This window comes from Microbacterium sp. PMB16 (assembly GCF_051294855.1).
Classification (GTDB): Bacteria; Actinomycetota; Actinomycetes; order Actinomycetales; family Microbacteriaceae; genus Microbacterium.
In genome coordinates this window covers 2,488,348-2,511,164 of sequence record NZ_CP145908.1, presented here as the reverse complement: position 1 = coordinate 2,511,164, position 22,817 = coordinate 2,488,348, and the positions used below count along the sequence as shown (strand labels likewise).

Genomic DNA, 22,817 nt, shown 5'->3' with positions numbered 1-22,817 from the left:
TGGGGACATGACCGCGAAGACCCGTGTTTCCACCGACGCCGCTCCCGCCCCCGCACACACGTTCTCGCAGGGTGTGCGCAAGGGCCCGATCGTGCAGGTCTCCGGCCAGGGGCCCGTCGACCCCCAGACGAACGACTACCTGTTCCCCGGCGACGTCGCCGCGCAGACGACCCGCACGCTCGAGAACGTCAAGGCGATCGTCGAGGCGTCAGGAGCCACCTTCGATGATGTCGTGATGCTGCGCGTCTACCTCACCAAGCGCGAAGACTTCCCGATCATGAACGACGCCTACGGCGCATTCGTGACGGCCCACACCACCAGCGGCGTGCTCCCCTCGCGCACCACCGTCATCACCGGTCTGCCCCGCGAGGAGATGCTCGTCGAGATCGACGGACTCGCCGTCGTCGCCTGAGTCCGACACCCGGGCGTGTCGCACCGGCGACCGTTGCCTCCCCGTTACCTCCAATCACGTACCATAGAAGGTCAGGCACGTGAAGACCGGGGGGTGGAGTTCGTGACCGATGTGATCTCAGCGCCGGGCGCAGCAGCCGAAGCGCACGGTGACGATGCACCGACCACGGTGCTGACTCCGTCCGACGCCCCCACCGATTCGATGCCGCCGGCCGACGGCCAGCAGCCACTCGCGTGGGCACCCATCGAACCCTCTCCCAAGAAGCGCCGCCTCGGCCTCTGGATCGGACTCGGGATCGGCGTGGTGGCGCTCGGCGCGGGCGCGGCCTCGATGATCCTCATCGCACCCGGCACGACGGTCGCCGGCATCCCCGTGGGCTGGATGACTCCCGGTGCCGCCGCGGCCGCAGTGGATGCGCACCTCGCTGAGACGCGCATCACCTTGACCGGCACCGGCGACGACATCGTCCTCACCGGCGCCGATCTGGGAGCGGCCATCGACGGCACCGCCCTCGCCGATCAGGCCTTCGCCGAACGCCCGATGTGGAACCTGGGCACCTGGATGGGGGACGCGCTTCCCGGCGAGATCACGCTCGATGCCGACAAGGCGACGAGCGCCCTCCGCGATGCCGTGCCCGGCAGCTTCCAGGATCCCGTCGACGCGGGTGTCGTCTTCGACACCGCGAGTGCCGACTACGTGACCACACCGGCAGAGGCGGGCACCGGCATCGACGTCGCCGACCTGACCGGCGCGCTCAGCGCAGCAGTCGCCGACGGGAAGAAGAGCCTCGACTATCCGGGCGGCCCCGCCGAAGCGCTCCCGGCTGTCTCCGACGACGACGCGACAGCGACGGCCGCCTCCCTCAACACCATGCTCGACACGGTCGGTTTCTACGTCGGCAAGGAGCGGACCGTGCCGGTCTCGCGCGCCGGAGCCGCGAGTTGGCTGAGCATCATCGACGACGACGGTCAGCTGCGAGTGCAGGCCGATGCCCAGCTCATCCAGGCCACCGTCGACAACCTGGCCAAGCGGGTGGATCGCGCTCCGGTCAACGCCACCAACATCGTGGACTCGGCCGGGACCGTGCTGCGTGCCGAGCGGGCAGGCGTCGACGGACGCGCCCTCGGCGACACCTCGACGGCCGCCGAGCAGTTCGCCCGCCAGCTCGAAGGCGGTAACGGCGTCTACGAGCTCGAGGTCACGAAGACCCCGTTCGAGACCGTGAACGTGTTCCGCAAGATCGAGATCAACCTCAGCGCGCAGCGGGCCTACCTCTTCGAGAACAACAAGGTCGTGAACTCCTGGGCGGTCTCCACCGGCCTTCCCGGCACACCGACTCCGACCGGCAACTTCAAGGTCTTCGCGCACACGGCCATGCAGGACATGGGCTGCTACGAGGGAGCCCCGTACTGCACCGAGGACGTGCCGTGGATCACCTGGTTCGCGCCGAACATCGGGTTCCACGGCACCTACTGGCACAGCAACTACGGTCAGCGCATGAGCCACGGTTGCGTGAACCTTCCGATCGACCTCGCCAAGTACGTGTACGACTGGTCGCCTGAGGGCCTCGAGGTCGCCGTCTACAACTGACGTCACCGCTGATACACGAAGGGGGCGGATGCCGATGCATCCGCCCCCTTCGTGTATGGGTCAGCGCAGCGCGTCGACGATGCCGTTCAGCGTGGCCGACGGGCGCATGACGGCCTCGACGAGCGCATCGTCGGGCCGGTAGTAGCCGCCGATCTCGACGGGCTTGCCCTGCACTGCGTTGAGCTCGGACACGATGGCTTCCTCGTTCTCGGCGAGAGTCGCAGCGATCGGCGCGAAGGCCGCGGCGAGGTCGGCATCCTTCGTCTGCTTCGCCAGCTCCTGTGCCCAGTAGAGACCGAGGTAGAAGTGACTGCCGCGGTTGTCGATCATGCCGAGGGCACGGCCCGGGGAGCGGTCCTCCTCGAGGAACGTGCCGGTCGCGGCGTCGAGGGTCTCCGCGAGCACGCGGGCCTTCTCGTTGCCCTTGCGGTCGGCGTAGTGCTCGAGCGACGCGGCCAGCGCGAAGAACTCGCCCAGCGAGTCCCAGCGGAGGTAGTTCTCCTCGACCAGCTGCTGCACGTGCTTGGGCGCGGAGCCCCCGGCGCCGGTCTCGAACAGTCCGCCGCCCGCGAGCAGCGGGACGATCGAGAGCATCTTGGCGCTCGTGCCGACCTCGAGGATCGGGAAGAGGTCCGTGAGGTAGTCGCGCAGCACGTTGCCGGTGACCGAGATCGTGTCGAGCCCGTGGCGCATCCGCGCGAGCGTGTAGCGCGTCGCCTCCTCCGGCGCGAGGATCGTGATCGTGAGGCCCTTGATGTCGAGCGTCGCGAGACCCTGGTGCACCTTGGCGATGATCTGCGCGTCGTGCGAGCGGTTCGCATCGAGCCAGAACACGGCAGGCACGCCGCTCGCCCGCGCACGATTGACCGCGAGCTTGACCCAGTCCATCACCGGGATGTGCTTGGTCTGCGTCGCACGCCAGATGTCTCCGGCGGCGACCTCGTGCTCGATCAGGACCGTGCCTTCGCTGTCGAGCACCTGGACGATGCCGGCCGCCGCGATCTCGAAGGTCTTGTCGTGGCTGCCGTACTCCTCCGCGGCCTGAGCCATCAGACCCACGTTGGGAACGGTGCCGATCGTCGCCGGGTCGAGAGGACCGTTCGCGATCACATCGTCGATCACGGCCTGGTAGACGCTCGCGTACGAGGAGTCGGGGATGACCGCGAGCGTGTCGGCCTCGCCGCCGTCCTTGCCCCAGAGCTTTCCGCCGTTGCGCACGAGCGCAGGCATCGACGCATCGACGATCACGTCGCTCGGCACGTGCAGGTTCGTGGTGCCCTTGTCCGAGTTCACGTACGAGAGACGCGGCCCCTCGGCGATGGCCCGGTCGAAGGCCGCGGCGATCGCGTCGCCCTCTGCCACGTTCGCGAGTCCGGTGAGGATCGAGCCGAGCCCGTCGTTGGCACTGAGACCGGCAGCGGCGAGCGTATCGCCGTACTGCGCGAACACGTCCTTGAAGAACGCCTTCACCACGTGGCCGAAGATGATCGGGTCGCTGACCTTCATCATGGTCGCCTTGAGGTGCACGGAGTAGAGCACGTCGTCGGCCTTCGCCGTCTTCAGCGTCTCCTCGAGGAACGCATCGAGCTGCGTGCCCGAGAGGAACGTCGCGTCGATGATCTCGCGCGGGAGGACCTTGAGGCCGTCCTTGAGCACGGTGACCGTGCCGTCTTCGGCCCTGTGGCGGAAGGTCAGGACATCATCGTGCGCCGCGACCCAGGACCGCTCGTTGCTCTTGAAGTCGTCGTGACCCATGGTCGCGACGCGCGTCTTCGAGCCCTCAGCGAACGGCTTGTTGCGGTGCGGGTGCTTCTTGGCGTAATTCTTCACCGCGAGCGGTGCACGGCGGTCGCTGTTTCCTTCACGGAGCACCGGGTTGACCGCGGAGCCCTTGATCCGGTCGTACCGCGCACGGACGTCCTTCTCCTCGAGGGACGACGGCTCATCCGGGAAGTCCGGGATGTCGTAGCCCTGCTGCTGGAGTTCGGCGATCGCCCCCTTCAGCTGTGGGATGGATGCCGAGATGTTCGGCAGCTTGATGATGTTCGCCTCGGGCAGCGTCGCCAGTCCGCCCAACTCGGCGAGGGCGTCCCCCACCTGCTGCTCCGGGGTGAGCTTCTGCGGGAACGCGGAGAGGATGCGTCCGCCCAGCGAGATGTCTCGGGTTTCGAATGCAATGCCCGCCTGACCGGCGTAGGCCTGGATGATCGGCAGGAACGAGGCGGTGGCGAGCGCCGGTGCCTCGTCTGTGTAGGTGTAGATGATGGCGTCGTCGGTCACCGGGAGGTTCTCCGTTCGCGAGGGCAATTTGTCTCGATACCAAGATACCTGAGCGGCTCTCGGCGCGTGGGCCGCCTCGTGGCGGCGTCGTCCGAACAGCCAGGGTTGATAGACCTGAGACGAAATGTTCGCCCGGGATGTGCCCGCTCGCGCGCGAGGGGTTAGCCTGGGACCATGTCCGAACTGCGCATGGTCGAACTCTCCGCCGCGACGATCGTCGCCGTGAACAACCTGTCGCTCAAGCCCGGACAGGAGCAGTTCCTCGCGCCGGTCTCCTACGGGATCGCTGCGACCGTCATCAATCCGCAGACGTCGTGGCAGCGCGTGATCCTCGACGGCGACGAGGTCGTCGGCTTCGTCAGCGCCAATTTCGACGACGAAGCGCCCGAGGAGCATTTCCGCTCCGTGCTGTGGCGCATCAACGTCGACGCCGACGACCAGGGACGAGGCGTGGGTCGCTACGCCGTCGAGGCCCTCATCGAGGAAGCGCGCGAGCGCGAAGTGGATCACGTCAACGTGATCTACGAAGCGGGCGACGGCGGACCGGAGACGTTCTTCCACCGGGTCGGCTTCACGCCCGTCGGCGAGACCGCCTACGGCGAGATCATCGCGCAGATCCGCGTCACACCTTAGACCGGCGGCGGGGTCTCGAATCCCCTCCCCCATCGAGACTCCGTCGCCTTTGACCTGTCGCCCGCGGGACCGCTCCCACGCGGTTCATCACGAATATGTTGCGGGCGACCACAAAAAGCTTGCGCGCATCGGAGCGCGTGCGTATCATCGCTGAAGAAGGCGTAGCGAAACGCTTCGACGATTGCTTCCCGCACGACGACGATGGAGTCACGATGACGACGATTCACGAGGTGGCCGCGGCCGCCGGTGTCTCGATCAGCACCGTCTCCTACGCCCTCAGCGGCAAGCGCCCGGTCTCCGAGAAGACTCGTCGACGCATCGAGGACGCCGCACTCTCCCTCGGCTACGAGCCGGACGCCGGTGCGCGCATGCTCGCCGGGCGCCGCACGCACATCTTCGCCCTGACCGAGCCCCTGCGCGCCGACACGCACGCCCCCACGCACATGGCGTTCGTGCTCGCGACCGCCGTGGCGGCACGGCGTCGCGGCTACGACATCCTCCTCCTCACCGACGCGCAGGCATCCGAGGGCATGAATCGCGTGGCTGCGAGCAATCTCGTCGACGCGATCCTCGTCCTCGACGTCGCGCCCGACGACGAGCGCGCGGCGATCGCACGCTCCGTGCGCACCCCGACGATCTTCATCGGCATCCCCGAAGACGCGCACGGCCTCACCTGCGTCGACCTCGACTTCGAGGCTGCCGGACGCCTGGCCGTCGACCATCTCGCAGACGCCGGCCACAGCCGCATCACGCTCCTCGGGCAGACCGAGCTGTCGTACCGGAAGTCGAACTTCCCCCGCCGCCTCCTGCACGGCGTGACGACCCGCGCCGGCGAACGCGGCGTGACACTCGGTACCGCCACCACCGGCGCAGCCGCCACCGACATCGCCACCGTCCGCGCGGCGACTGAGGCAGCGCTCGACGACGGCCATCGCGCCTTCGTCGTGCACGCGGTGGATGACGTGCACGAGGCCCTCCTGGCCGTGCTCGGCGAACGCGGCCACCGCGTCGGCGACGACGTCTCGGTCATCTCCGCGGCGGCGTCGTTCGACACGTCCGGCCTCGCCGTCGCGGTCGACACGATCCCGCTGATTCCGCAGCTGTCCTGCGAGTTCGCGGTCGACCTCGCGGTCCGCCACCTGGAAGAGGCGAACGTGCCCCCCGAGATCCATCTGCTCCCACCCGAATACCACTCCGTCGGATCGGTCGCCCCACCCCGGGGATGACGACCGCGGAGCCTCCGCTTCGCCACGACCGTCGTCGAAACGCTTCGATGACCGGTTCACCCACAACTGAACACCCTGACCCAGAGAAGTGTCCGGCCCTCGAGGCCACCGAGAAAGGAGTGCCGACGATGGCACGCAACATCCGCAGGACGAAGGCGTTGACCGTGATGGCCGCGCTCACCGCGACCGGGATCGCGCTGAGCGGCTGCACCGCCGGCGCAGGAGACGAGGGCGGCGACGGCAAGACCCTCAAGCTCTGGCACTATGAAGGCGCCGACAGCGCGATGGGCAAGGCCTGGGCCGAATCCATCAAGATCTTCGAAGAGGAGACCGGCGCCAAGGTCGAGTTCGAGGAGAAGTCCTTCGAGCAGATCCAGAAGACGGCTAGCCAGGTGCTCGACACCGACGCCGCCCCGGATCTGATGGAGTTCAACAAGGGCAATGCGACCGCGGGCTTCCTCGCGTCGACCGGCCTGATCGCCGACATCTCGGATGCCGTCGAAGAGTACGGCTGGGACGACAAGCTCGCCCCGTCCCTGCAGACGACCGCCAAGTACACCGACGACGGAGTCATGGGCGGCGACACCTGGTTCGGCGTTCCGAACTACGGCGAGTTCGTCGGCGTCTACTACAACAAGGATGCCTTCGCCGAGGCGGGCCTCGAGATCCCCACCACCTATGACGAGTTCGTCGACGTGCTGGACGCGTTCGTCGCGAAGGGGGTCACGCCGCTGGCCGAGGCCGGCGCCGAATACCCGCTCGGACAGCTCTGGTATCAGCTCGCGCTCATGGAGGGCGACCGCGGATTCGTCGACGACTACCAGCTGTACAAGGAGCCGGTCGACTGGCAGGGCGATGAGGTCACCTCTGCAACCGAGACCCTGAAGGAGTACGTCGACAAGGGCTACATCGCCTCCGACGTGTCGTCGGTCAAGGCCGAGGATGCCGGCGTCTCGTTCATCAACGGCACCTCCCCGATCTTCGTCTCCGGCTCCTGGTGGTTCGGACGCTTCGTCGCCGAGGCCACCGGCTTCGACTGGTCGATGACCGCCTTCCCGGGTGCCGATCTCTCTCTCGGCTCCTCGGGCAACCTCTGGGTCGTCCCGGAGAACGCGGCGAACAAGGAACTCGCCTACGAGTTCATCGACATCACGATGCGCCCCGAGATCCAGGCCATCATCGGCAACAACGGCGGGCTGCCCGTCGCCGCCGACACGGCCGACATCACCGATGAGAAGAGCGCCGAGCTGATCGCGACGTTCAACGGCGTGCTCGACGCCGACGGCCTCTCGTTCTACCCCGACTGGCCCGCTCCCGGTTTCTACGACGTGATCGTGCAGGAGCTCCAGGGTCTCGTCACCGGTGTGCAGGACGTGAAGACGACGAACACGAACCTCGGCGAGCAGTACGACGAGGGCACCTCCGAATACCGCTGATCCGCCCACGGGGGCGGCGTCCGAAAGCGCCGCCCCCCGTTTCTCCCTGGAGGTGACCATGTCTCTCGCCACCCGCGGCCGCACCAAGCTGCCGCCCGAAGAGCCGTCGATTCCGCAGCGCAGCGGTGGGACCGGGGCCTATTGGATGTACCTGCTCCCCGGCTTCGCGCTGCTGCTCGTCGTCGTCATCGTCCCGCTCATCTGGAACGTGTATCTCACCTTCACGAAGTGGAAGGGCGTACGCACCCCGGAGTTCATCGGGCTCGAGAACTGGCAGAAGATCCTCACCGACAGCGACTTCTGGACCTCCTTCACCAACTCGGTGTGGATGATCCTCGCGATGGTCGTCGTCCCGACGATCGTCGGCCTGATCGTCGCCGCACTCCTGTTCGACGTCGTCGGACGCAAGTTCGGCGGGAAGGTCGGCAGCTTCCTCCGGGCGACCTACTACCTCCCCCAGATCCTCCCGATCGCCGTCGCCGGCATCGTGATCGGCTGGATCGTGCGCCCCGGTGGTGACGGCGCCCTCAACCAGATCCTCGGCGCGTTCGGCATTCCCGCCTACGACTGGCTGGGGCAGATGCCCTCCGCGCTCATCGTCCTCATGGTCGTCATGGTCTGGGTGCAGTTGGGCTACCCGGTCGTGGTCTTCATGGCTGCTCTCCAGCGCGTCGATCCCGAACTCTACGAGGCCGCCGAACTGGATGGCGCGAACTGGCTTCAGCGCTTCACCGCCATCACGATGAGCATCATCCGCCCGGAGATCTTCGTCGTGACGCTGACCTGCACGATCGCGGCACTCAAGGTGTTCGGTCCCGTCTACATCATCACGCGCGGAGGGCCGGCCGGGTCCACGCTCGTGCCCGCCTACTACGCGTATCAGGAGTTCTTCACGAAGCGGAACGTCGGCTACGGCGCGACCATCGCCACCGTGCTCACGATCGTCGTGGTCATCGTGTCGATCATCTTCATCCGCGTCCAGAACTCCCTCGAGCGCAAGGAAAGGGCGGGACTGTGATGCACGCCACGACTGCCATCGTCACCGGCAAGCCCGGCAAGACGCGCCCCCGAGGCGGCATGACCAAGAAGCGGCCGGTCGACTGGCTGCTGCTCGCACTCGTCGTCGTCGGCGCGCTGCTGGTCATCGCGCCCTTCTACCTCGTGCTCGTGAACTCGTTCAAGTCGCCGCTCGACTATGCGACCTCCGGTCCGCTGGCCTTCCCCGAGACGCTCGACTTCGGCGGGATCATCAAGTTCTGGGAGCGCGTCAACTTCCCCGAGAAGGTCTGGAACTCGATCTTCATCGCCGGCATCGTGTCGGTGTTGGCCGTCGTCATCTCGATGCTCAATGCCTTCGCGATCGGGATCGGCCGCGTCCGCGGTCGCAGCTGGATCGTGCTGCTGTTCCTGATGGCCAACCTGCTGCCGCAGGAAGCGCTGCTCTACCCGCTGTACTACATGTTCAAGTCGGTGGGCCTCTACGACAACGTCTGGGCGGTGATCATCGTCTTCACGGTGATCCAGGCAGCCTTCGGCACCTACCTCCTGTCATCGGTCTACGGCACCTTCCCGAAGGAGATCCTCGAGGCCGCATCGCTCGATGGTGCGACCCGCTGGCAGATCCTCTGGCGCGTGGTCTTCCCGATCAGTCGGCCGACGCTGTCGGTGCTGTTGATCTTCTTCTTCATCTGGACGTGGAACGAGTTCCTCATCCCGCTGACGTTCCTCGCATCCAACGCCAATCAGACGGTACCCGTCGCGATCAGCGTGCTGCAGGGCGATCGACTGATGGACGTCACCACGACCAGCGCGTCGGCTCTGCTCGGCATCATCCCCACGCTCATCTTCTTCCTCATCTTCCAGCGCACGCTGACACGCGGCATCACGGCAGGAGCAGTCAAGTAATGAAGTTCACCGACGGGTTCTGGCAGCTGCGTCCCGGCGTCACCGCGCTTCACGCGCAGGAGGCGTACGACATCGCTGAGATCGGCGACACCCCCGACGGCCCGGGTCTGGTCATCACGGCGCCCACGACCGTGATCGCCAAACGCGGCGATGTGCTCAACCGCCCGGTGCTTACGACGACCCTCTCCTCCCCTGCCGAGGGCGTGATCCGCGTGCGCATCGAGCACCACTCCGGCGGGCTGCGACACAGCGGCTTCACGCTTCCCGGTGCCGGCGGCAGCGCGGCGTCCGTCACCGTGTCCGAGAGCGGCGGAATCGTGGATGCCGGTGCGCTCGTCGCACGTATCGCTCCCGGCGCTCCGTGGAATCTCTCCTTCGAGGTCGAGGGTCGCCGGGTGACCGGAAGCGGGCACAAGGCGCAGGGATACATCCAACTCGCGCCCGGGGCGCAGGTCGATCAGGGCATCGTGTCCAACGCCCGCCAGGGCGGGACTGCGCCGGCGGCATCCGCCTTCGTCCACGAGCAACTCGACCTCGGCGTCGGCGAGCACATCTACGGACTCGGCGAGCGCTTCGGCCCTCTGGTGAAGAACGGCCAGACGGTCGAGGTGTGGAACGCCGACGGCGGCACCTCGAGCGAGCAGGCGTACAAGAATGTGCCGTTCCACCTGTCCGACCGCGGCTACGGCGTGCTCGTCAACGACCCGGGCCATGTCTCGTATGAGATCGGCTCGGAGGCCGTGGAGCGCGTGCAGTTCTCGGTGTCGGGCGAGGCGCTCGAGTACTTCGTGATCGCCGGACCGACGCCGAAGGATGTCCTCGGTCGGTACACGGCGCTGACCGGTCGCCCTCCGGTCGTGCCCGCCTGGTCGTACGGACTCTGGCTGTCCACCAGCTTCACGACCGACTACGACGAGCAGACCGTGAATTCGTTCATCGACGAGATGGCGGCACGTGAGCTGCCGGTGTCGGTCTTCCATTTCGACTGCTTCTGGATGCGCGAGTTCAACTGGTGCGACTTCGAGTGGGACCCGCGGGTCTTCCCCGACCCGGAGGGCATGCTCGGGCGCCTGCACGAGAAGGATCTGCGCGTCTGCGTGTGGATCAACCCCTATATCGCGCAGCGCTCTCCGCTGTTCCGCGAGGCGGCCGACCAGGGATTCCTGGTGCGGCGGGCCGACGGATCGGTGTGGCAGTGGGACCTGTGGCAGGCCGGGATGGGACTCGTCGACTTCACGAACCCGGACGCGACCGCCTGGTACCAGGGGCACCTGCGCCGCCTCATCGCTCAGGGCGTCGACTGCTTCAAGACCGACTTCGGCGAGCGGATCCCCACGGATGTCGTCTGGGCCGACGGCGCCGATCCCGAGCGCATGCACAACCTGTACACCGACCTGTACAACCGGGCGGTGTTCGAGGTGCTCACCGACGCCCGCGGCGAGGGAGACGCGGTGCTGTTCGCGCGCTCGGCGACCGCCGGCGGCCAGAGCATGCCGGTGCACTGGGGCGGCGACTCGACCTCGACGTTCGCCTCGATGGCCGAGACGCTACGCGGCGGGCTCTCGCTCGCGCTGACCGGCTTCGCATTCTGGAGCCACGACATCGGAGGCTTCGAGGGAACACCGGATGCCGCGGTGTTCAAGCGCTGGACGGCTTTCGGTCTGCTCGGCTCGCACTCCCGCTTCCATGGCTCGAGCTCGTATCGCGTGCCGTGGGCGTTCGATGAGGAGGCCGTCGAGGTGACGCGCCGCTTCACCCACCTGAAGATGCGGCTGATGCCCTACCTATATCAGCAGGGACTGGATGCCGCGGCGACCGGCGTCCCGCTGATGCGGCCGATGGTGCTCGAGTTCCCCGACGACCCCGCGGCGGTGTATCTGGACCGCCAGTACATGCTGGGGTCCGACCTGCTCGTCGCGCCGGTGTTCTCGGCGGACGGTGTCGTGGACTTCTACCTGCCCGCGGGCGAGTGGACGTCGTTGCTCACCGGCGAGACCGTCACCGGAGGTGCGTGGCGTCGCGAGACGCACGACTTCGACTCGCTCCCGCTGTACGCGCGCCCGGGTACCGCGCTCCCCTGGGGAGCCCGTGTCGACAGCCCCGAGTACGACTACCATGACGGACTGCAGCTGCGTGTCTTCGCCGGCGGCACGGGAACCGCCTCGGTGACCGTGACCAGCCCCGGCGGACGCACCGTGACCTACGACGTCGACCTCGAGGAGATCACCGGATGACCACCCCGCTCGCTTCGCTCGCTTCTGCCGACGACTACCGGGGCTCCGGCCTCGTCTTCCCTGAGGGGTTCACGTTCGGATCGGCCACCGCGTCGTACCAGATCGAGGGCGCGGCCGCCGAAGACGGTCGCACTCCGTCGATCTGGGACACCTTCAGCAAGACACCGGGGCGGGTCTGGAACGGCGACACCGGTGACGTGGCGTGCGACCACTACCACCGCGTCGACGAGGACCTCGACCTGATGGCGGACCTGGGGCTGCAAGCCTACCGCTTCTCGATCGCCTGGCCGCGGATCGTCCCCGCCGCTTCCGGCGAGGTGAACCAGGCAGGCATCGACTTCTACTCGAGACTGGTGGACGGGCTTCTCGAACGCGGCATCCGTCCGGTGGCGACGCTCTACCACTGGGACCTTCCGCAGTATCTGGAGGATGCCGGGGGCTGGACCTCCCGTGCGACCACGGACGCGTTCGAGCAGTACGCGTCCGTGATGGGCCGCGCGCTGGGCGACCGCGTGCACACCTGGACCACGCTCAACGAGCCGTGGTGCTCGGCCTACCTCGGCTATGGTCAGGGCGGTCACGCGCCGGGGCGGCACGAGTCGGCATCCGCTCTGTCGGCCGTCCACCACCTGAACCTCGCGCACGGGCGGGCGATCCAGGCACTCCGGGCGACATCGACCGGAGACCCCGATTACTCCGTCACCCTCAACTTCCATGTGCTGCGCGGTCAGGGCGACGGGGCGGCCGAGGCCATGCGCCGGATCGACGCCCTCGCGAACCGCGCCTTCACGGGTCCGATGCTGCGCGGCGAGTACCCGGCCGATCTGCTCGAGGACACGGCATCCGTCACCGACTGGAGCTTCGTGCAAGAGGGCGACCTCGCCACCATCAACCAGCCGATCGACGTGCTGGGCGTGAACTACTACTCGACCGCGACCGTGCGGCTCTGGGACGGTGTCTCGCCGAAGCAGCAGAACGACGGACACAAGGGCGCGGAGGGCGGCACGGCCTGGCCGGGCAGCAACGAGGTCGTCGAGTTCGTGGAGCAGCCGGGGCCGTACACCGCCATGGGATGGAACATCGCACCGGAGGGCCTCGAGGAGCTGCTCGTCTCCCTGTCGGAGCAGTTCCCCGAACAGGCTCTGATGGTCACCGAGAACGGCGCCGCCTTCGAGGACGCGGTGGCGGAAGACGGCTCGGTGCCCGACCCCGAGCGCACCGACTATCTGCGGCGACACTTCACCGCGGCGCACCGAGCCCTCGAGCGGGGCGTCGACCTGCGCGGCTACTTCGTGTGGTCGCTGCTCGACAACTTCGAGTGGGGCTACGGGTACGCCAAGCGCTTCGGCATCGTGCGCGTCGACTTCGACACGCTCGAGCGCACCGTCAAGGATTCCGGGCACTGGTACAGGGAGCTGGTGCGCACGCGGACGGTCGGCGCCTAGCGCTCGACTGCCTGCCGAGTCACGCGCGCGGTGGAGCCGTGGACGCCCGGACCACCAGCGCAGTCGGCAGCAGGGGCGGAGAGCCTGCCTCTTCGTCACGCAGCAGCGTGAGCAGAGCCTGCACCGCCGCCTCACCTTTCGCATCGATGTCCTGACGAACCGTCGTCAGCGCCGGAGAGACGCGCGCGGCGAGCGGATTGTCGTCGAAGCCGACGACCGACAGCTGCTCGGGAACGCGGATGCCGCGATCCCGAGCCCGCTCCATCACCTCGAGCGCGGCGAGGTCGGAGAAGGCCAGGACGGCAGTCGGCGGGTCGTCGAGCATCCGATCGATCCGCTCTTGCAGGATCGCGTCGATCGCCACACGCGGCGTTCCGACGAGGGAAGGGATGATCCCCGCTTCATCGAGTGCACGCATCCATCCGTGCAGTCGCCGGGAGATCGTGGGGGACGCCGTGTCGAGAGAGATCTCGGACGACGGTCGGTTGTCGGCATCGAGAGCGGCGACGACGATCGCAATGCGTGTGTGACCCAACTCGACGAGGTGCTTCGCCGCCTGGTACGCGCCGGACGAGTTGTCGATGCCGATGTCCGGGACTCCGGGCAGCGGCGAGCCCTCGACGTTCACGATGGGCAGCCGGCGTTCCCGCAGGGCGCTGTATGCCGACATCGCCGGAGCACACGAGTAGACGATCGCGCCGTCCATGGCGATGTCACGCGCCGGGTCCACACCGGCATCCCGGGAGGAGTGCAGCAGGACGAGGGAGTACCCGGCATCCGCCAACGATCCCGCGACCGCCCGAACGAAGCCCACGGCCACGTCGTCGGTGAACGCGTCTCGCGGCGAGTTGGTCAGCACCATGCCGATGACCCCGGTGCGACCGCGGGCGAGCGCACGCGCCGCCGGGTCCGGCCCCGCGTATCCGAGCTCGTCGGCAGCGCTCAGGATCCGCGCGCGAAGGTCTTCGGAGAGTTGATCCGGGCGGGAGAACGCGTTCGAGACGGTCATGCGGCTCACGCCCACGTGCTCCGCAATCGTCTTGAGCGTCACTCGCGCCACGTCGACCACCTCCGTCCCCATTCTGCCTGACGGGAGAAGGGGGTCGGCGGGGCTCAGCATGGATCGGCTGCGCCCGTGGCGCACACCGCACGCGGAGGCTCGATCGCCTCCGCCACGCGGCGTATGCCACGCGCGACGGCTGCACGAACGCGCAACCGCCACTCCGCCCTCGCACGTGCGGCGATGGCACGGTCCCGCTCGCGGAGAGCATCGAGGCGACGCTGACGGTGCGGGTCATACGCGGTGGTCCGGCGCTCGGCCTGGACGAGTGCCGTGATCGTCTGGTGTTCCATCATCCGGCCTTTCTGTATCGGTACAGAAGACGATACTATACCGGTACAGAGTCCGCCAGAGGAAGGATGAATCAGTCTCGATCCCGTCGGGTCAGCGGCGGTCGTCCGACTTGCCGGGACGCTTGCGGTTGCTCCACGCGGAGAGCGCGGATGCCGCGGCCCCGGCCGCACGATCGATCGCTTCGGCGGAGCGGCTGAGCATGTCCTGCGCCGTGTCCTGCCACGCCTGATTCGACGGTGACTCCCCCGCCTGCACCTTCGCGGCGTGCTCGGCGGCCTCGAAGGCCCGCTCGAGTTCGGCGACGGCATCCCGATAGGCGGCGAACTCGGCGGCGGTGATCCGTCCCTCCGCGGCGCGGCGCGTCTCGTTCGCCTGTCCGACCGCGCGCAGATACGCGGCCGTGGCCGGACGCTTCACATCGGTCATCGCCGGGTACGCGATCTGCAGGGCCGGATCGGTCTCGTACTGCATCCACCGGGCGACGACAGCGTCATGCTCCGCGCGCAGACGCTCGATGGGCCGAGGAGCGGATGCCGGTGGGATGGCCGCCCGCGCCGCATTCAGCCGCACCTGCCGGGCGCGGACGTCGGCCGCAGCGGCCTTCGCATCACGCTCCCTCTCGCGCAGCATCCGTCGGGCACCGGCGACCTGTTCGGCGGATGCACGCTGCGCCGCACGCTCAGCGGCCACGCGCGCGTAGTCGGCGCGGGCGATCTTGAGCGCGGTGCGCTTCTCGGCCGCGACCTGTCGTGCCGTGGCGAGGTCGTGGCGCGCCGCGTCGAACGCGAGGCGCCTGCCGCTCGTCTTGCGCTGCCGGTTCACACCGATCACCCCCACTGTGCCCGCCGCGATCACGGAAGGCGCAACCCACCACCACTCGGCGAGCAGTACGGGGTCCATGCTTCGATGCTACCCAGCGGACCTGGACTCCGGTCTCGGGTCGGCCCCCAGATCTGCGGCCGATCCCACCTTCTGCGGCCACATCGTGCAGATGTGGCCGCAGAAGGTGACGGATGCCGGGGGCCGGAACCCCTAGACCAGGGTCTCCTGCCACGCCGCGTGCAGCTGCGCGAACTTGCCCGTACCGCCGATCAGAGCGTCAGGGGTGTCGTCCTCGATGATCTGCCCGTGCTCCATCACCAGCACACGATCGGCGATCGCAACCGTCGAGAGACGGTGCGCGATGATGATCGCAGTGCGGTCCTTGAGCAGGGTCTGCAGCGCGTCCTGGATCAGGCGCTCCGACGGGATGTCCAGCGATGCCGTCGCCTCGTCGAGGATCAGCACCGCAGGGTCGGCGAGGAACGCCCGGGCGAAGGAGATCAGCTGACGCTGCCCCGCCGACACCCGACCGCCGCGCTTGTTCACGTCGGTGCTGTACCCGTCGGGCAGCGACGAGATGAATCCGTCTGCTCCGACCGCGCGGGCTGCGGCCCTGATCTCGTCGAGCGTCGCGTCGGGCTTGCCGAGTGCGATGTTGTCGGCAACCGTGCCGCTGAACAGGTAGGCCTCCTGCGTGACCATGACGATCGCGCGGCGGAGATCCTTCGGGTGCAGCGAACGCAGGTCCAGTCCGTCGAGCGTCACTCGGCCCTTCGACGGGTCGTAGAACCGCGAGATGAGCTTCGCCAACGTGGACTTGCCCGCGCCGGTCGTGCCCACGAGCGCGATCGTCTGCCCCGCGGGGATGTCGAGCGAGAAGATCGGGAGGATCGTCTTCTCGCCGTTGTACCCGAAGGTCACCTCGTCGAACGAGATGTGACCGCGGGACTCCCACAGGTCGATCGGCTTCTCGGGGTCCGGAACCGTCGGCACCTCTTCGAGGACGCCGGAGACCTTCTCCAGCGCAGCCGTCGCCGACTGGTAGGAGTTGAGGAACATCGCGATCTCCTGCATGGGTGCGAAGAAGTTGCGCACGTAGAGCACCGCCGACAGCAGCACACCCACCGTGAGCGCACCCTCGGAGACCCGGATGCCGCCCCAGAGCACCACGATGCCCAGGACCAGCGCCGCGACCCCCATGAGCCCAGGCTCGAACGTCCCGAACAGCAGCATCGACCGGCGGTTGACGTCGCGGTAGTCGCCCGCGACGTCTTGGAACGCCTTGTCGTTGCGCGGCTCCTTGCGGAACGCCTTGACGGCGCGGATGCCGGTCATCGTCTCGACGAACTGCACGATCACCTTCGCGCTGATCACGCGCGACTCGCGGTACACGAGCTGTGAACGCGAGTAGAACCAGCGCATCAGGAAGAACAGCGGCACGCCGCCGATCGCGAGGATCAACCCGGACTGCCAGTCCCAGAAGCACAGTGCGATGAACGTGAACAGACCGAACAGCACACCCGAGACGAGCTCGTTCAGACCGCCGTCGAGCAGTTCCTTGATCGAGTCGAGGTCGCTGGTCTGGCGCGAGATGATGCGGCCGGACGTGTACGACTCATGGAACTCCAGGCTGAGACGCTGAGTGTGCAGGAAGATGCGCTTGCGCAGGTCGAGCAGCACCGCCTGCGTGAGCTTGGCGGCGATGATCACATACCAGGCGATCAGCACCGAGGCGAAGACGCCGGCGAGCAGATAGATGCCACCGATCATGAAGGTCGGCATCCAGTCGGCCTGCTTCACCGCGGCGGGCAGCGCGCGGTCGAGCCCGATGCTGATCAGGATCGGCCCTGCGACCTGCAGAGCGGTCGATACCACCAGCACGGCCGCGGCCAGCACGATCTGCGGCTTCAGCGGGCGGACCAGGGAGCCGAGCAGCCGGAGCGACCGACGACGGATCTCCCGGCTCTCCTCGCGGGTGTATTGCGAACGATCCTCGTCCTGGGTTCCGGTGATGGCGGAGCTCATCGCTGCACCTCCTTCTCGTCGTCGAACACTGTTGTCGCTTCTGCCGACGCATCGTCGGCGTCGATCGGCTCATCGCGAATCACCGGGATCGCCCCGGTGCGGGCCGCTTCCTCGGCCTCGAGGCTGGAGATGACATGCCGGTAGTGCCGGCTCGTCTTCAGCAGCTCCGAGTGCGTGCCCACCGCGGTCACGCGCCCGGCCTCGAGCAGGGCGACGCGGTCGGCGAGCGCGACCGTGGAAGGGCGGTGCGCCACGATCATGGCGGTGGTGTCGGCGAGCACGTGCCGCAACGCCTCCTCCACGAGTGCCTCGGTGTCGACGTCGAGCGCCGACAGCGGGTCGTCGAGCACGAGCACCTTCGGATTCGCGGCGACTGCGCGCGCGAGCGCGAGTCGCTGGCGCTGACCCCCCGAGAGGCTGAGGCCCTCTTCGCCGATGACGGTCTCCACGCCGTCGGGCAGGGAGTCGACGAACGACGCCTGCGCGACGTCGAGCGCCTCACGGAGCACCCGCTCGCCCTCGGCACTGTGCACGTCGAGATCGGCGCGCCCGAGCAGCACGTTCTCGCGCACGGATGCCGAGAACAGCGTCGCATCCTCGAACGCCATGGCGATGTGCTGCCGGAGCTCCGCGAGCGGGAGGTCGCGCACGTCCACGCCGTCGAGGGTGACCTTTCCACCGGTCACGTCGTACAGGCGGGTGGGCAGGGTCGTGAGCGTCGTCTTGCCGCTTCCGGTGAGTCCGACCAGCGCCATGGTCTCGCCCGGTCGCAGCACGAGGTCGATGCCGTCGAGCAGATCGCGCTCGTTCGCACCGGCGTCCTGATAGCGGAAGTGGGCGTTCTCGAAGGCGAGCTCCCCGCGCGGGTGCTCGATGTGCACCGGGTGCTCGGGGTCGCTGATGCTGTTCGTCTCGGAGAAGATGTCGAACACGCGGTCGGTCGCCGTGCGGGCGTCGAGCATGAACGAGAACAGGAAGCCGATCGACTCGATGGGCCAGCGGAGCACGACGGCCATCGCGAAGAACGCGAACAGCTGCGCCTCGTCGATGGCGCCCTGGGAGATCAGCCAGATGCCCGACATCAGGCTCGCGCCGAACGCGATCTGCGGCATCAGGTCGAGCCAGAACCAGATCGACGCGATCGCGCTGGCCTTGCTCATCTCGGTCTCGCGCAGCGTCTCGGCCTGACGGCTGAACCGGCTCAGCGCGTGCTTGCCGCGCCCGAAGGCCTTCAGCACGCGGATGCCGTGCACGCTCTCCTCGACGCTGGTGGCGAGGTCACCGGCCTGGTCCTGGCTGCGACGGGTGAGCGCGCCGTAGCGCTTCTCGAACAGGTAGCCGCGGATCCACAGCGGGATCGCGGTCACCAGGAAGATCGCTCCGAGCAGCCAGTGCCAGCGGAACAGCAGCACCGATCCGATGATGATCGTGAGGATGTTCACGACGAGCAGCACGAGCCCGAACGCGAGCCACCGACGGATGAGGCCGATGTCCTGCATCATGCGGCTGAGCAGCTGACCCGACTGCCACCGGTCGTGGAAGGAGACCGGCAGCGTCTGCAGGCGCGCGTAGAGCGTGGTGCGCATCTGGTACTCGACCTCGGTGGCCGGGTTGAGAACGAACTGGCGACGCAGCCAGACCATGACGGCCTCACCGAGGGCGAGGGCGAAAACGACGAGGGCGCCGACCGCGATGGCGCTGATCTCACCGGAGCGGACGGGGCCGCCGATGATCTGCTCGAGCACGATCGGGATCATCAGGGCGATGATCGCCGCGATGAGCGCGCTGGCGGCACCGCCGACAAGCCGCCAGATGACCGGCTTGACGAAGGGCTTCAGGCGCCACAGTGCGGCCGGAGTGGAGAGCGAGGACGAGGGCGAGGGGTTCTGCGGGGAAGGCGAGGAAGACATGTCTCTCAGACGAGTTTCGTATGGAAAGCGGTTGCGGAAGGGAGGCGGATGAGAGAGCGGACTCTGCGAGTCCGGCATCCGAAGAGGAGCGAGTGGGGCTCTAGAAGAGCAGATCCGCCGGGGTCGAGCCGAGAGCGGGGATCTGCGCGATGGCGATCGAGATCATGGTGTCCTCCTCAGGCTCGGCGATGTCGTCCGGTCGGCGCGACAGCCCACCAGCCTATTGCTGTGAACCAGCTGGACGCAAGAGTCATTCCCGATTGCCTGAAACGGGATCGTCGCCCGGCCGTTCGACTCCCCGTCATTCATCGAAAGCACTCAACCGGCGACGCTGTGTTCGGAGTTTCCGACAGGCACTCGCCTCCGCCCGGCCCGCAGGATGGAGGCGACGGAACCGTCATGTACGAGCGAGGAGCCCCGATGCCAGAACGCGCCGACGCGATGGTCGCGGACATCCTGCGCCTGGTCGCGTGCGAGTCGCCGTCGGACGATCGGGAAGCCGTCTCCCGCAGCGCGGACGAGGTCACCGAACTCGGTATCCGGATCCTCGGCGTCGCCCCCGAGCGGATCACGATCGACGGATGCGCGCATCTGCGCTGGCGCTTCGGCGACGGTAAATCGGTCCTCGTTCTGGGGCACCACGACACCGTATGGCCCCTCTCCTCGCTCGTCTCACACCCCGCGCACGTCTCCGACGGGGTCCTTCGCGGACCCGGGTGCTTCGATATGAAAGCGGGGCTGGTGATGGCGTTCCATGCGCTCGCAGCCCTCCCCGATCGCACCGGCGTGACGCTTCTCATCACCGGAGACGAGGAGCCGGGGTCGCACACCTCCCGGGCGTTGATCGAGGAGGAGGCACGACGTGTCGCCGCCGCGCTCGTCCTCGAAGCAGCGGGGCCGGGCGGCGCTCTGAAGACCGCGCGCAAGGGCGTCTCGCGCTACGAGATCCACGTCCGTGGTCGCGCCGCCCATGCCGGCCTGGAGCCGGAGCAGGGCGTGAACGCCACGATCGAGCTGTCCCATCAGATCCAGGCCGTCGCCGCGCTGGCGGCCCCCGAGCACGGGACGACCGTGACCCCTACGCGCACACGTGCGGGGACGACATCGAACACGGTCCCCGCCCACGCCGCGTTCACCGTCGACGTCCGCGCCCGATCCACGGCCGAGCAGCACCGGACTCACGCAGCCATCATGGCGTTGCGGCCGCGCATCGACGGGGCTGCGGTCACGGTGGAGGGCGGCATCAACCGTCCGCCGCTCGAACCCGAGGCCTCCGCGGACCTCTTCGTGCGAGCATCGCTGGTCGCCGAACGCCTCGGGATGCCTCCGTTGCGCTCGATGTCCGTCGGCGGAGCCTCGGACGGCAACTTCACCGCCGGTGTCGGGACGCCCACGCTCGACGGTCTCGGTGCAGTCGGCGGCGGCGCCCACGCCGACGACGAACATGTCATCGTCGCCGAGCTTCCCGGCCGCACACGACTGCTCACCGAGCTGATCGAGGACATTCTCGCGCAGCCTGCGTCCGGCGTCTTCGGCCGGCTCCCAGAGGAGGCCGGACGATGAGCACTCGCGACGACGTGATCGCTCAGGCGGAGGCGGATGCCGTGGCCGCGGCATCCGCCTCCGGGATGGGTATCCGCATCCTCGATCGCATCGAAGAACATGCCGAGGTGCGCGCGCTCATCGAGAAGGTCTGGCGCACCGGCGAGCGCAACCCTCCCGTCACCGCCGACATGCTCAGTGCGATGCGCACGGCGGGCGGGTACGTAAGCGGCGCATTCGACGACGACGGCCTCGCCGCGGCTTGCCTCGGCTTCTTCGGACCTCCCGACGAGCGCCGACTGCACAGTCACATCGCGGGTGCTCTGCCCCGCACTCGGGGCACCGGCATCGGCTTCGCCCTGAAGCTCCATCAGCGGTGGTGGGCGCTGCGTAACGGCGCGGACGCCATCACGTGGACATTCGATCCGCTCATCCGCCGCAACGCCCACTTCAATCTCGCGAAGCTCGCGGCCGGTGCCGCCACCTATCTTCCCGACCTGTACGGCTCGATGGACGACGCGATCAACCGCGACGACATCACCGATCGGCTCCTCGTCCGATGGTCGCTCGCCGATCCGATCGTGGTCGCCGCAGCCTCCGGTCGCCCACGGCTGATCAGCGCGGAGGACTTCCCCGATGCCGCTGTCGCCGTCGGGACCGCACCGGATGGCCTCCCGTTGCTCGGACGCATGGACGCCCGCACCGTGCTCATCGCCGTCCCCGACGACATCGAATCCCTGCGCGAGACATCGCCCGAAGGCGCTGCGGCCTGGCGGCGCGCGATCAGGCAGACACTCGGTGAGCTCGTCCGCAGCGGAGCCACGGTGCGGGGATTCGATCGCGCCGGGTGGTACATCGTCGACAGAACGGAGAAGCCATGAAGCTCGAGGGCGTCGAGATCCTGAAGGTCAGCATCCCGCTGGTCGGTGCGTTCCGCACCTCTTTCGGCACGGAGGCCGTGCGTGAGACGCTGCTGCTCCGCGCCGTCACCGATGAAGGCGAAGGCTGGGGCGAATGCGGTGCCAGCGAGGCGCCGCTGTACTCCGGGGAGTACACGCATGGCGCCGCCGACGTGCTCAGCCGCCATCTGATCCCTGGCTTGTCCGGGGTGACGGATCTCGACGCGCACAGTGTCGCGCCCGCACTCTCCGCCTTCAAGGAGAACCGGCTGGCGAAGGCCGCCCTGGAGACGGCGATCCTCGATGCCGACCTGCGAGCGCGCGGCATTCCGCTGTCGTATGCGCTCGGGGCGGTGCGGCAGTCGGTCGCGTGCGGGGTCTCGGTGGGCATCGCCGATTCGATTCCCGAGCTTCTGGACACCGTGGAGGGATACCTCGCCGACGGCTACCTCCGGATCAAGCTGAAGATCGAACCCGGGTGGGACATCGAGCCGGTACGCGCGGTGCGCGAACGGTTCGGCGACATCATGCTGCAGGTCGATGCGAACGCGAGCTACGAGCGCAGCGACATCGACGACCTGCTCGAACTCGACGCCTTCGCCCTGTCGCTCGTGGAGCAGCCGCTCCCTGCAGACGATCTGCTCGGTCACGCCATGCTCGGGCGTCGACTGTCGACGCCGATCTGCCTCGACGAGTCGATCCTGTCGGCGCGCGCCGCCGCCACGGCAATCGACCTCGACGCCTGCCGCATCGTGAACATCAAGCCCGGCCGGGTCGGCGGCTATCTCGAGGCTCGACGCATCCATGACCTGTGTGTCGCGCACGGAATCCCGGTCTGGTGCGGCGGCATGCTGGAGACGGGCGTGGGGCGTGCCGCCAACCTGGCACTCGCGGCTCTCCCCGGTTTCACCCTGCCCGGCGACACGTCCGCTTCCGAGCGCTACTTCGCCGAGGACATCACGCCGCCTTTCCGTCTCGTCGACGGCCACATCGCCGTGCCGACCGGGCCGGGCATCGGTGTGACGCCGGACCCCGATCTGCTGGCCCGCTTCACTGTGAGCAGGGAATGGGTACCGGTCGCCTGACCAGCGACCCTCGGTGCTA

Annotated in this window: 18 protein-coding genes; 12 read left to right on the top strand and 6 right to left on the bottom strand. The window is 67.9% G+C overall.

Features of this window, described 5'->3' with window-relative positions; all coding sequences use genetic code 11:
* Positions 1–7: 7 nt before the first annotated feature.
* Together V5D55_RS12040 and V5D55_RS12035 are read left to right on the top strand one after the other, a co-directional pair.
* Positions 8–412 (top strand): RidA family protein, encoded by a 405-nt coding sequence (locus V5D55_RS12040; protein ID WP_435743303.1) that lies wholly within the window; start codon positions 8–10, stop codon positions 410–412.
* A 102-nt stretch (positions 413–514) separates the two neighbouring features.
* Positions 515–2,002 carry a L,D-transpeptidase family protein gene (locus V5D55_RS12035; protein WP_435743301.1) on the top strand — a complete coding sequence of 496 codons (1,488 nt, stop codon included), beginning with the start codon at positions 515–517 and terminating at the stop codon, positions 2,000–2,002.
* Positions 2,003–2,062: 60 nt separating this feature from the next.
* Here the strand turns inward: V5D55_RS12035 and V5D55_RS12030 are convergent, their stop codons facing one another.
* Positions 2,063–4,282: an NADP-dependent isocitrate dehydrogenase gene (locus tag V5D55_RS12030; RefSeq protein ID WP_435743299.1), complete on the bottom strand. Its 2,220-nt coding sequence runs from the start codon at positions 4,280–4,282 to the stop codon at positions 2,063–2,065.
* Between the two features lie 174 nt (positions 4,283–4,456).
* On the opposite strand from V5D55_RS12030, the gene V5D55_RS12025 reads away from it, so the two are divergent.
* The 7 genes from V5D55_RS12025 (at position 4,457) to V5D55_RS11995 (ending at position 13,161) form a co-directional block, all read left to right on the top strand.
* Positions 4,457–4,915, top strand: coding sequence for a GNAT family N-acetyltransferase (locus V5D55_RS12025; RefSeq protein ID WP_435743297.1), 459 nt, complete (start codon positions 4,457–4,459; stop codon positions 4,913–4,915).
* Between the two features lie 212 nt (positions 4,916–5,127).
* The gene (locus V5D55_RS12020) at positions 5,128–6,141 is read left to right on the top strand and encodes a LacI family DNA-binding transcriptional regulator (protein WP_435743295.1); all 1,014 of its coding nucleotides are present in this window, start codon (positions 5,128–5,130) and stop codon (positions 6,139–6,141) included.
* Positions 6,142–6,269: 128 nt separating this feature from the next.
* A complete protein-coding gene (locus V5D55_RS12015) occupies positions 6,270–7,577 on the top strand; it encodes an ABC transporter substrate-binding protein (protein WP_435743294.1) in 1,308 nt (435 codons plus the stop codon).
* Positions 7,578–7,635: 58 nt separating this feature from the next.
* Entirely contained in the window at positions 7,636–8,595 is a 960-nt protein-coding gene (locus V5D55_RS12010; protein WP_435743292.1) for a carbohydrate ABC transporter permease, read from the top strand.
* Positions 8,595–9,482, top strand: coding sequence for a carbohydrate ABC transporter permease (locus V5D55_RS12005; RefSeq protein ID WP_435743290.1), 888 nt, complete (start codon positions 8,595–8,597; stop codon positions 9,480–9,482). Before V5D55_RS12010 ends, V5D55_RS12005 begins: the two co-directional genes overlap by 1 nt.
* Positions 9,482–11,716, top strand: a complete 2,235-nt coding sequence (yicI, locus tag V5D55_RS12000) for an alpha-xylosidase (RefSeq protein ID WP_435743288.1) — start codon at positions 9,482–9,484, stop codon at positions 11,714–11,716. Before V5D55_RS12005 ends, yicI begins: the two co-directional genes overlap by 1 nt.
* Positions 11,713–13,161, top strand: coding sequence for a GH1 family beta-glucosidase (locus V5D55_RS11995; RefSeq protein ID WP_435743286.1), 1,449 nt, complete (start codon positions 11,713–11,715; stop codon positions 13,159–13,161). The genes yicI and V5D55_RS11995 overlap by 4 nt, the downstream gene beginning before the upstream one ends.
* A 19-nt stretch (positions 13,162–13,180) precedes the next feature.
* Here the strand turns inward: V5D55_RS11995 and V5D55_RS11990 are convergent, their stop codons facing one another.
* The 5 genes from V5D55_RS11990 to V5D55_RS11970 form a co-directional block, all read right to left on the bottom strand.
* Entirely contained in the window at positions 13,181–14,221 is a 1,041-nt protein-coding gene (locus V5D55_RS11990; protein WP_435743284.1) for a LacI family DNA-binding transcriptional regulator, read from the bottom strand.
* Between the two features lie 53 nt (positions 14,222–14,274).
* Entirely contained in the window at positions 14,275–14,517 is a 243-nt protein-coding gene (locus tag V5D55_RS11985; RefSeq protein WP_435743282.1) for a hypothetical protein, read from the bottom strand.
* Between the two features lie 88 nt (positions 14,518–14,605).
* Positions 14,606–15,415: a hypothetical protein gene (locus tag V5D55_RS11980; protein WP_435743280.1), complete on the bottom strand. Its 810-nt coding sequence runs from the start codon at positions 15,413–15,415 to the stop codon at positions 14,606–14,608.
* Positions 15,416–15,547: 132 nt separating this feature from the next.
* Complete coding sequence (locus V5D55_RS11975; protein WP_435743278.1) at positions 15,548–17,362, bottom strand: ABC transporter ATP-binding protein; 1,815 nt, start codon at positions 17,360–17,362, stop codon at positions 15,548–15,550.
* The gene (locus V5D55_RS11970; protein ID WP_435743276.1) at positions 17,359–19,272 is read right to left on the bottom strand and encodes an ABC transporter ATP-binding protein; all 1,914 of its coding nucleotides are present in this window, start codon (positions 19,270–19,272) and stop codon (positions 17,359–17,361) included. The genes V5D55_RS11975 and V5D55_RS11970 overlap by 4 nt, the downstream gene beginning before the upstream one ends.
* 420 nt (positions 19,273–19,692) lie before the next feature.
* On the opposite strand from V5D55_RS11970, the gene V5D55_RS11965 reads away from it, so the two are divergent.
* Genes V5D55_RS11965 through menC form a run of 3 tightly spaced genes read left to right on the top strand, consistent with a single transcriptional unit; the run spans position 19,693 to position 22,798 of the window.
* Complete coding sequence (locus V5D55_RS11965; protein ID WP_435743274.1) at positions 19,693–20,835, top strand: M20 family metallopeptidase; 1,143 nt, start codon at positions 19,693–19,695, stop codon at positions 20,833–20,835.
* Positions 20,832–21,695 carry a GNAT family N-acetyltransferase gene (locus V5D55_RS11960; RefSeq protein ID WP_435743272.1) on the top strand — a complete coding sequence of 288 codons (864 nt, stop codon included), beginning with the start codon at positions 20,832–20,834 and terminating at the stop codon, positions 21,693–21,695. The genes V5D55_RS11965 and V5D55_RS11960 overlap by 4 nt, the downstream gene beginning before the upstream one ends.
* Positions 21,692–22,798 (top strand): o-succinylbenzoate synthase, encoded by a 1,107-nt coding sequence (gene menC, locus V5D55_RS11955; RefSeq protein ID WP_435743270.1) that lies wholly within the window; start codon positions 21,692–21,694, stop codon positions 22,796–22,798. The genes V5D55_RS11960 and menC overlap by 4 nt, the downstream gene beginning before the upstream one ends.
* Positions 22,799–22,817: the final 19 nt, after the last annotated feature.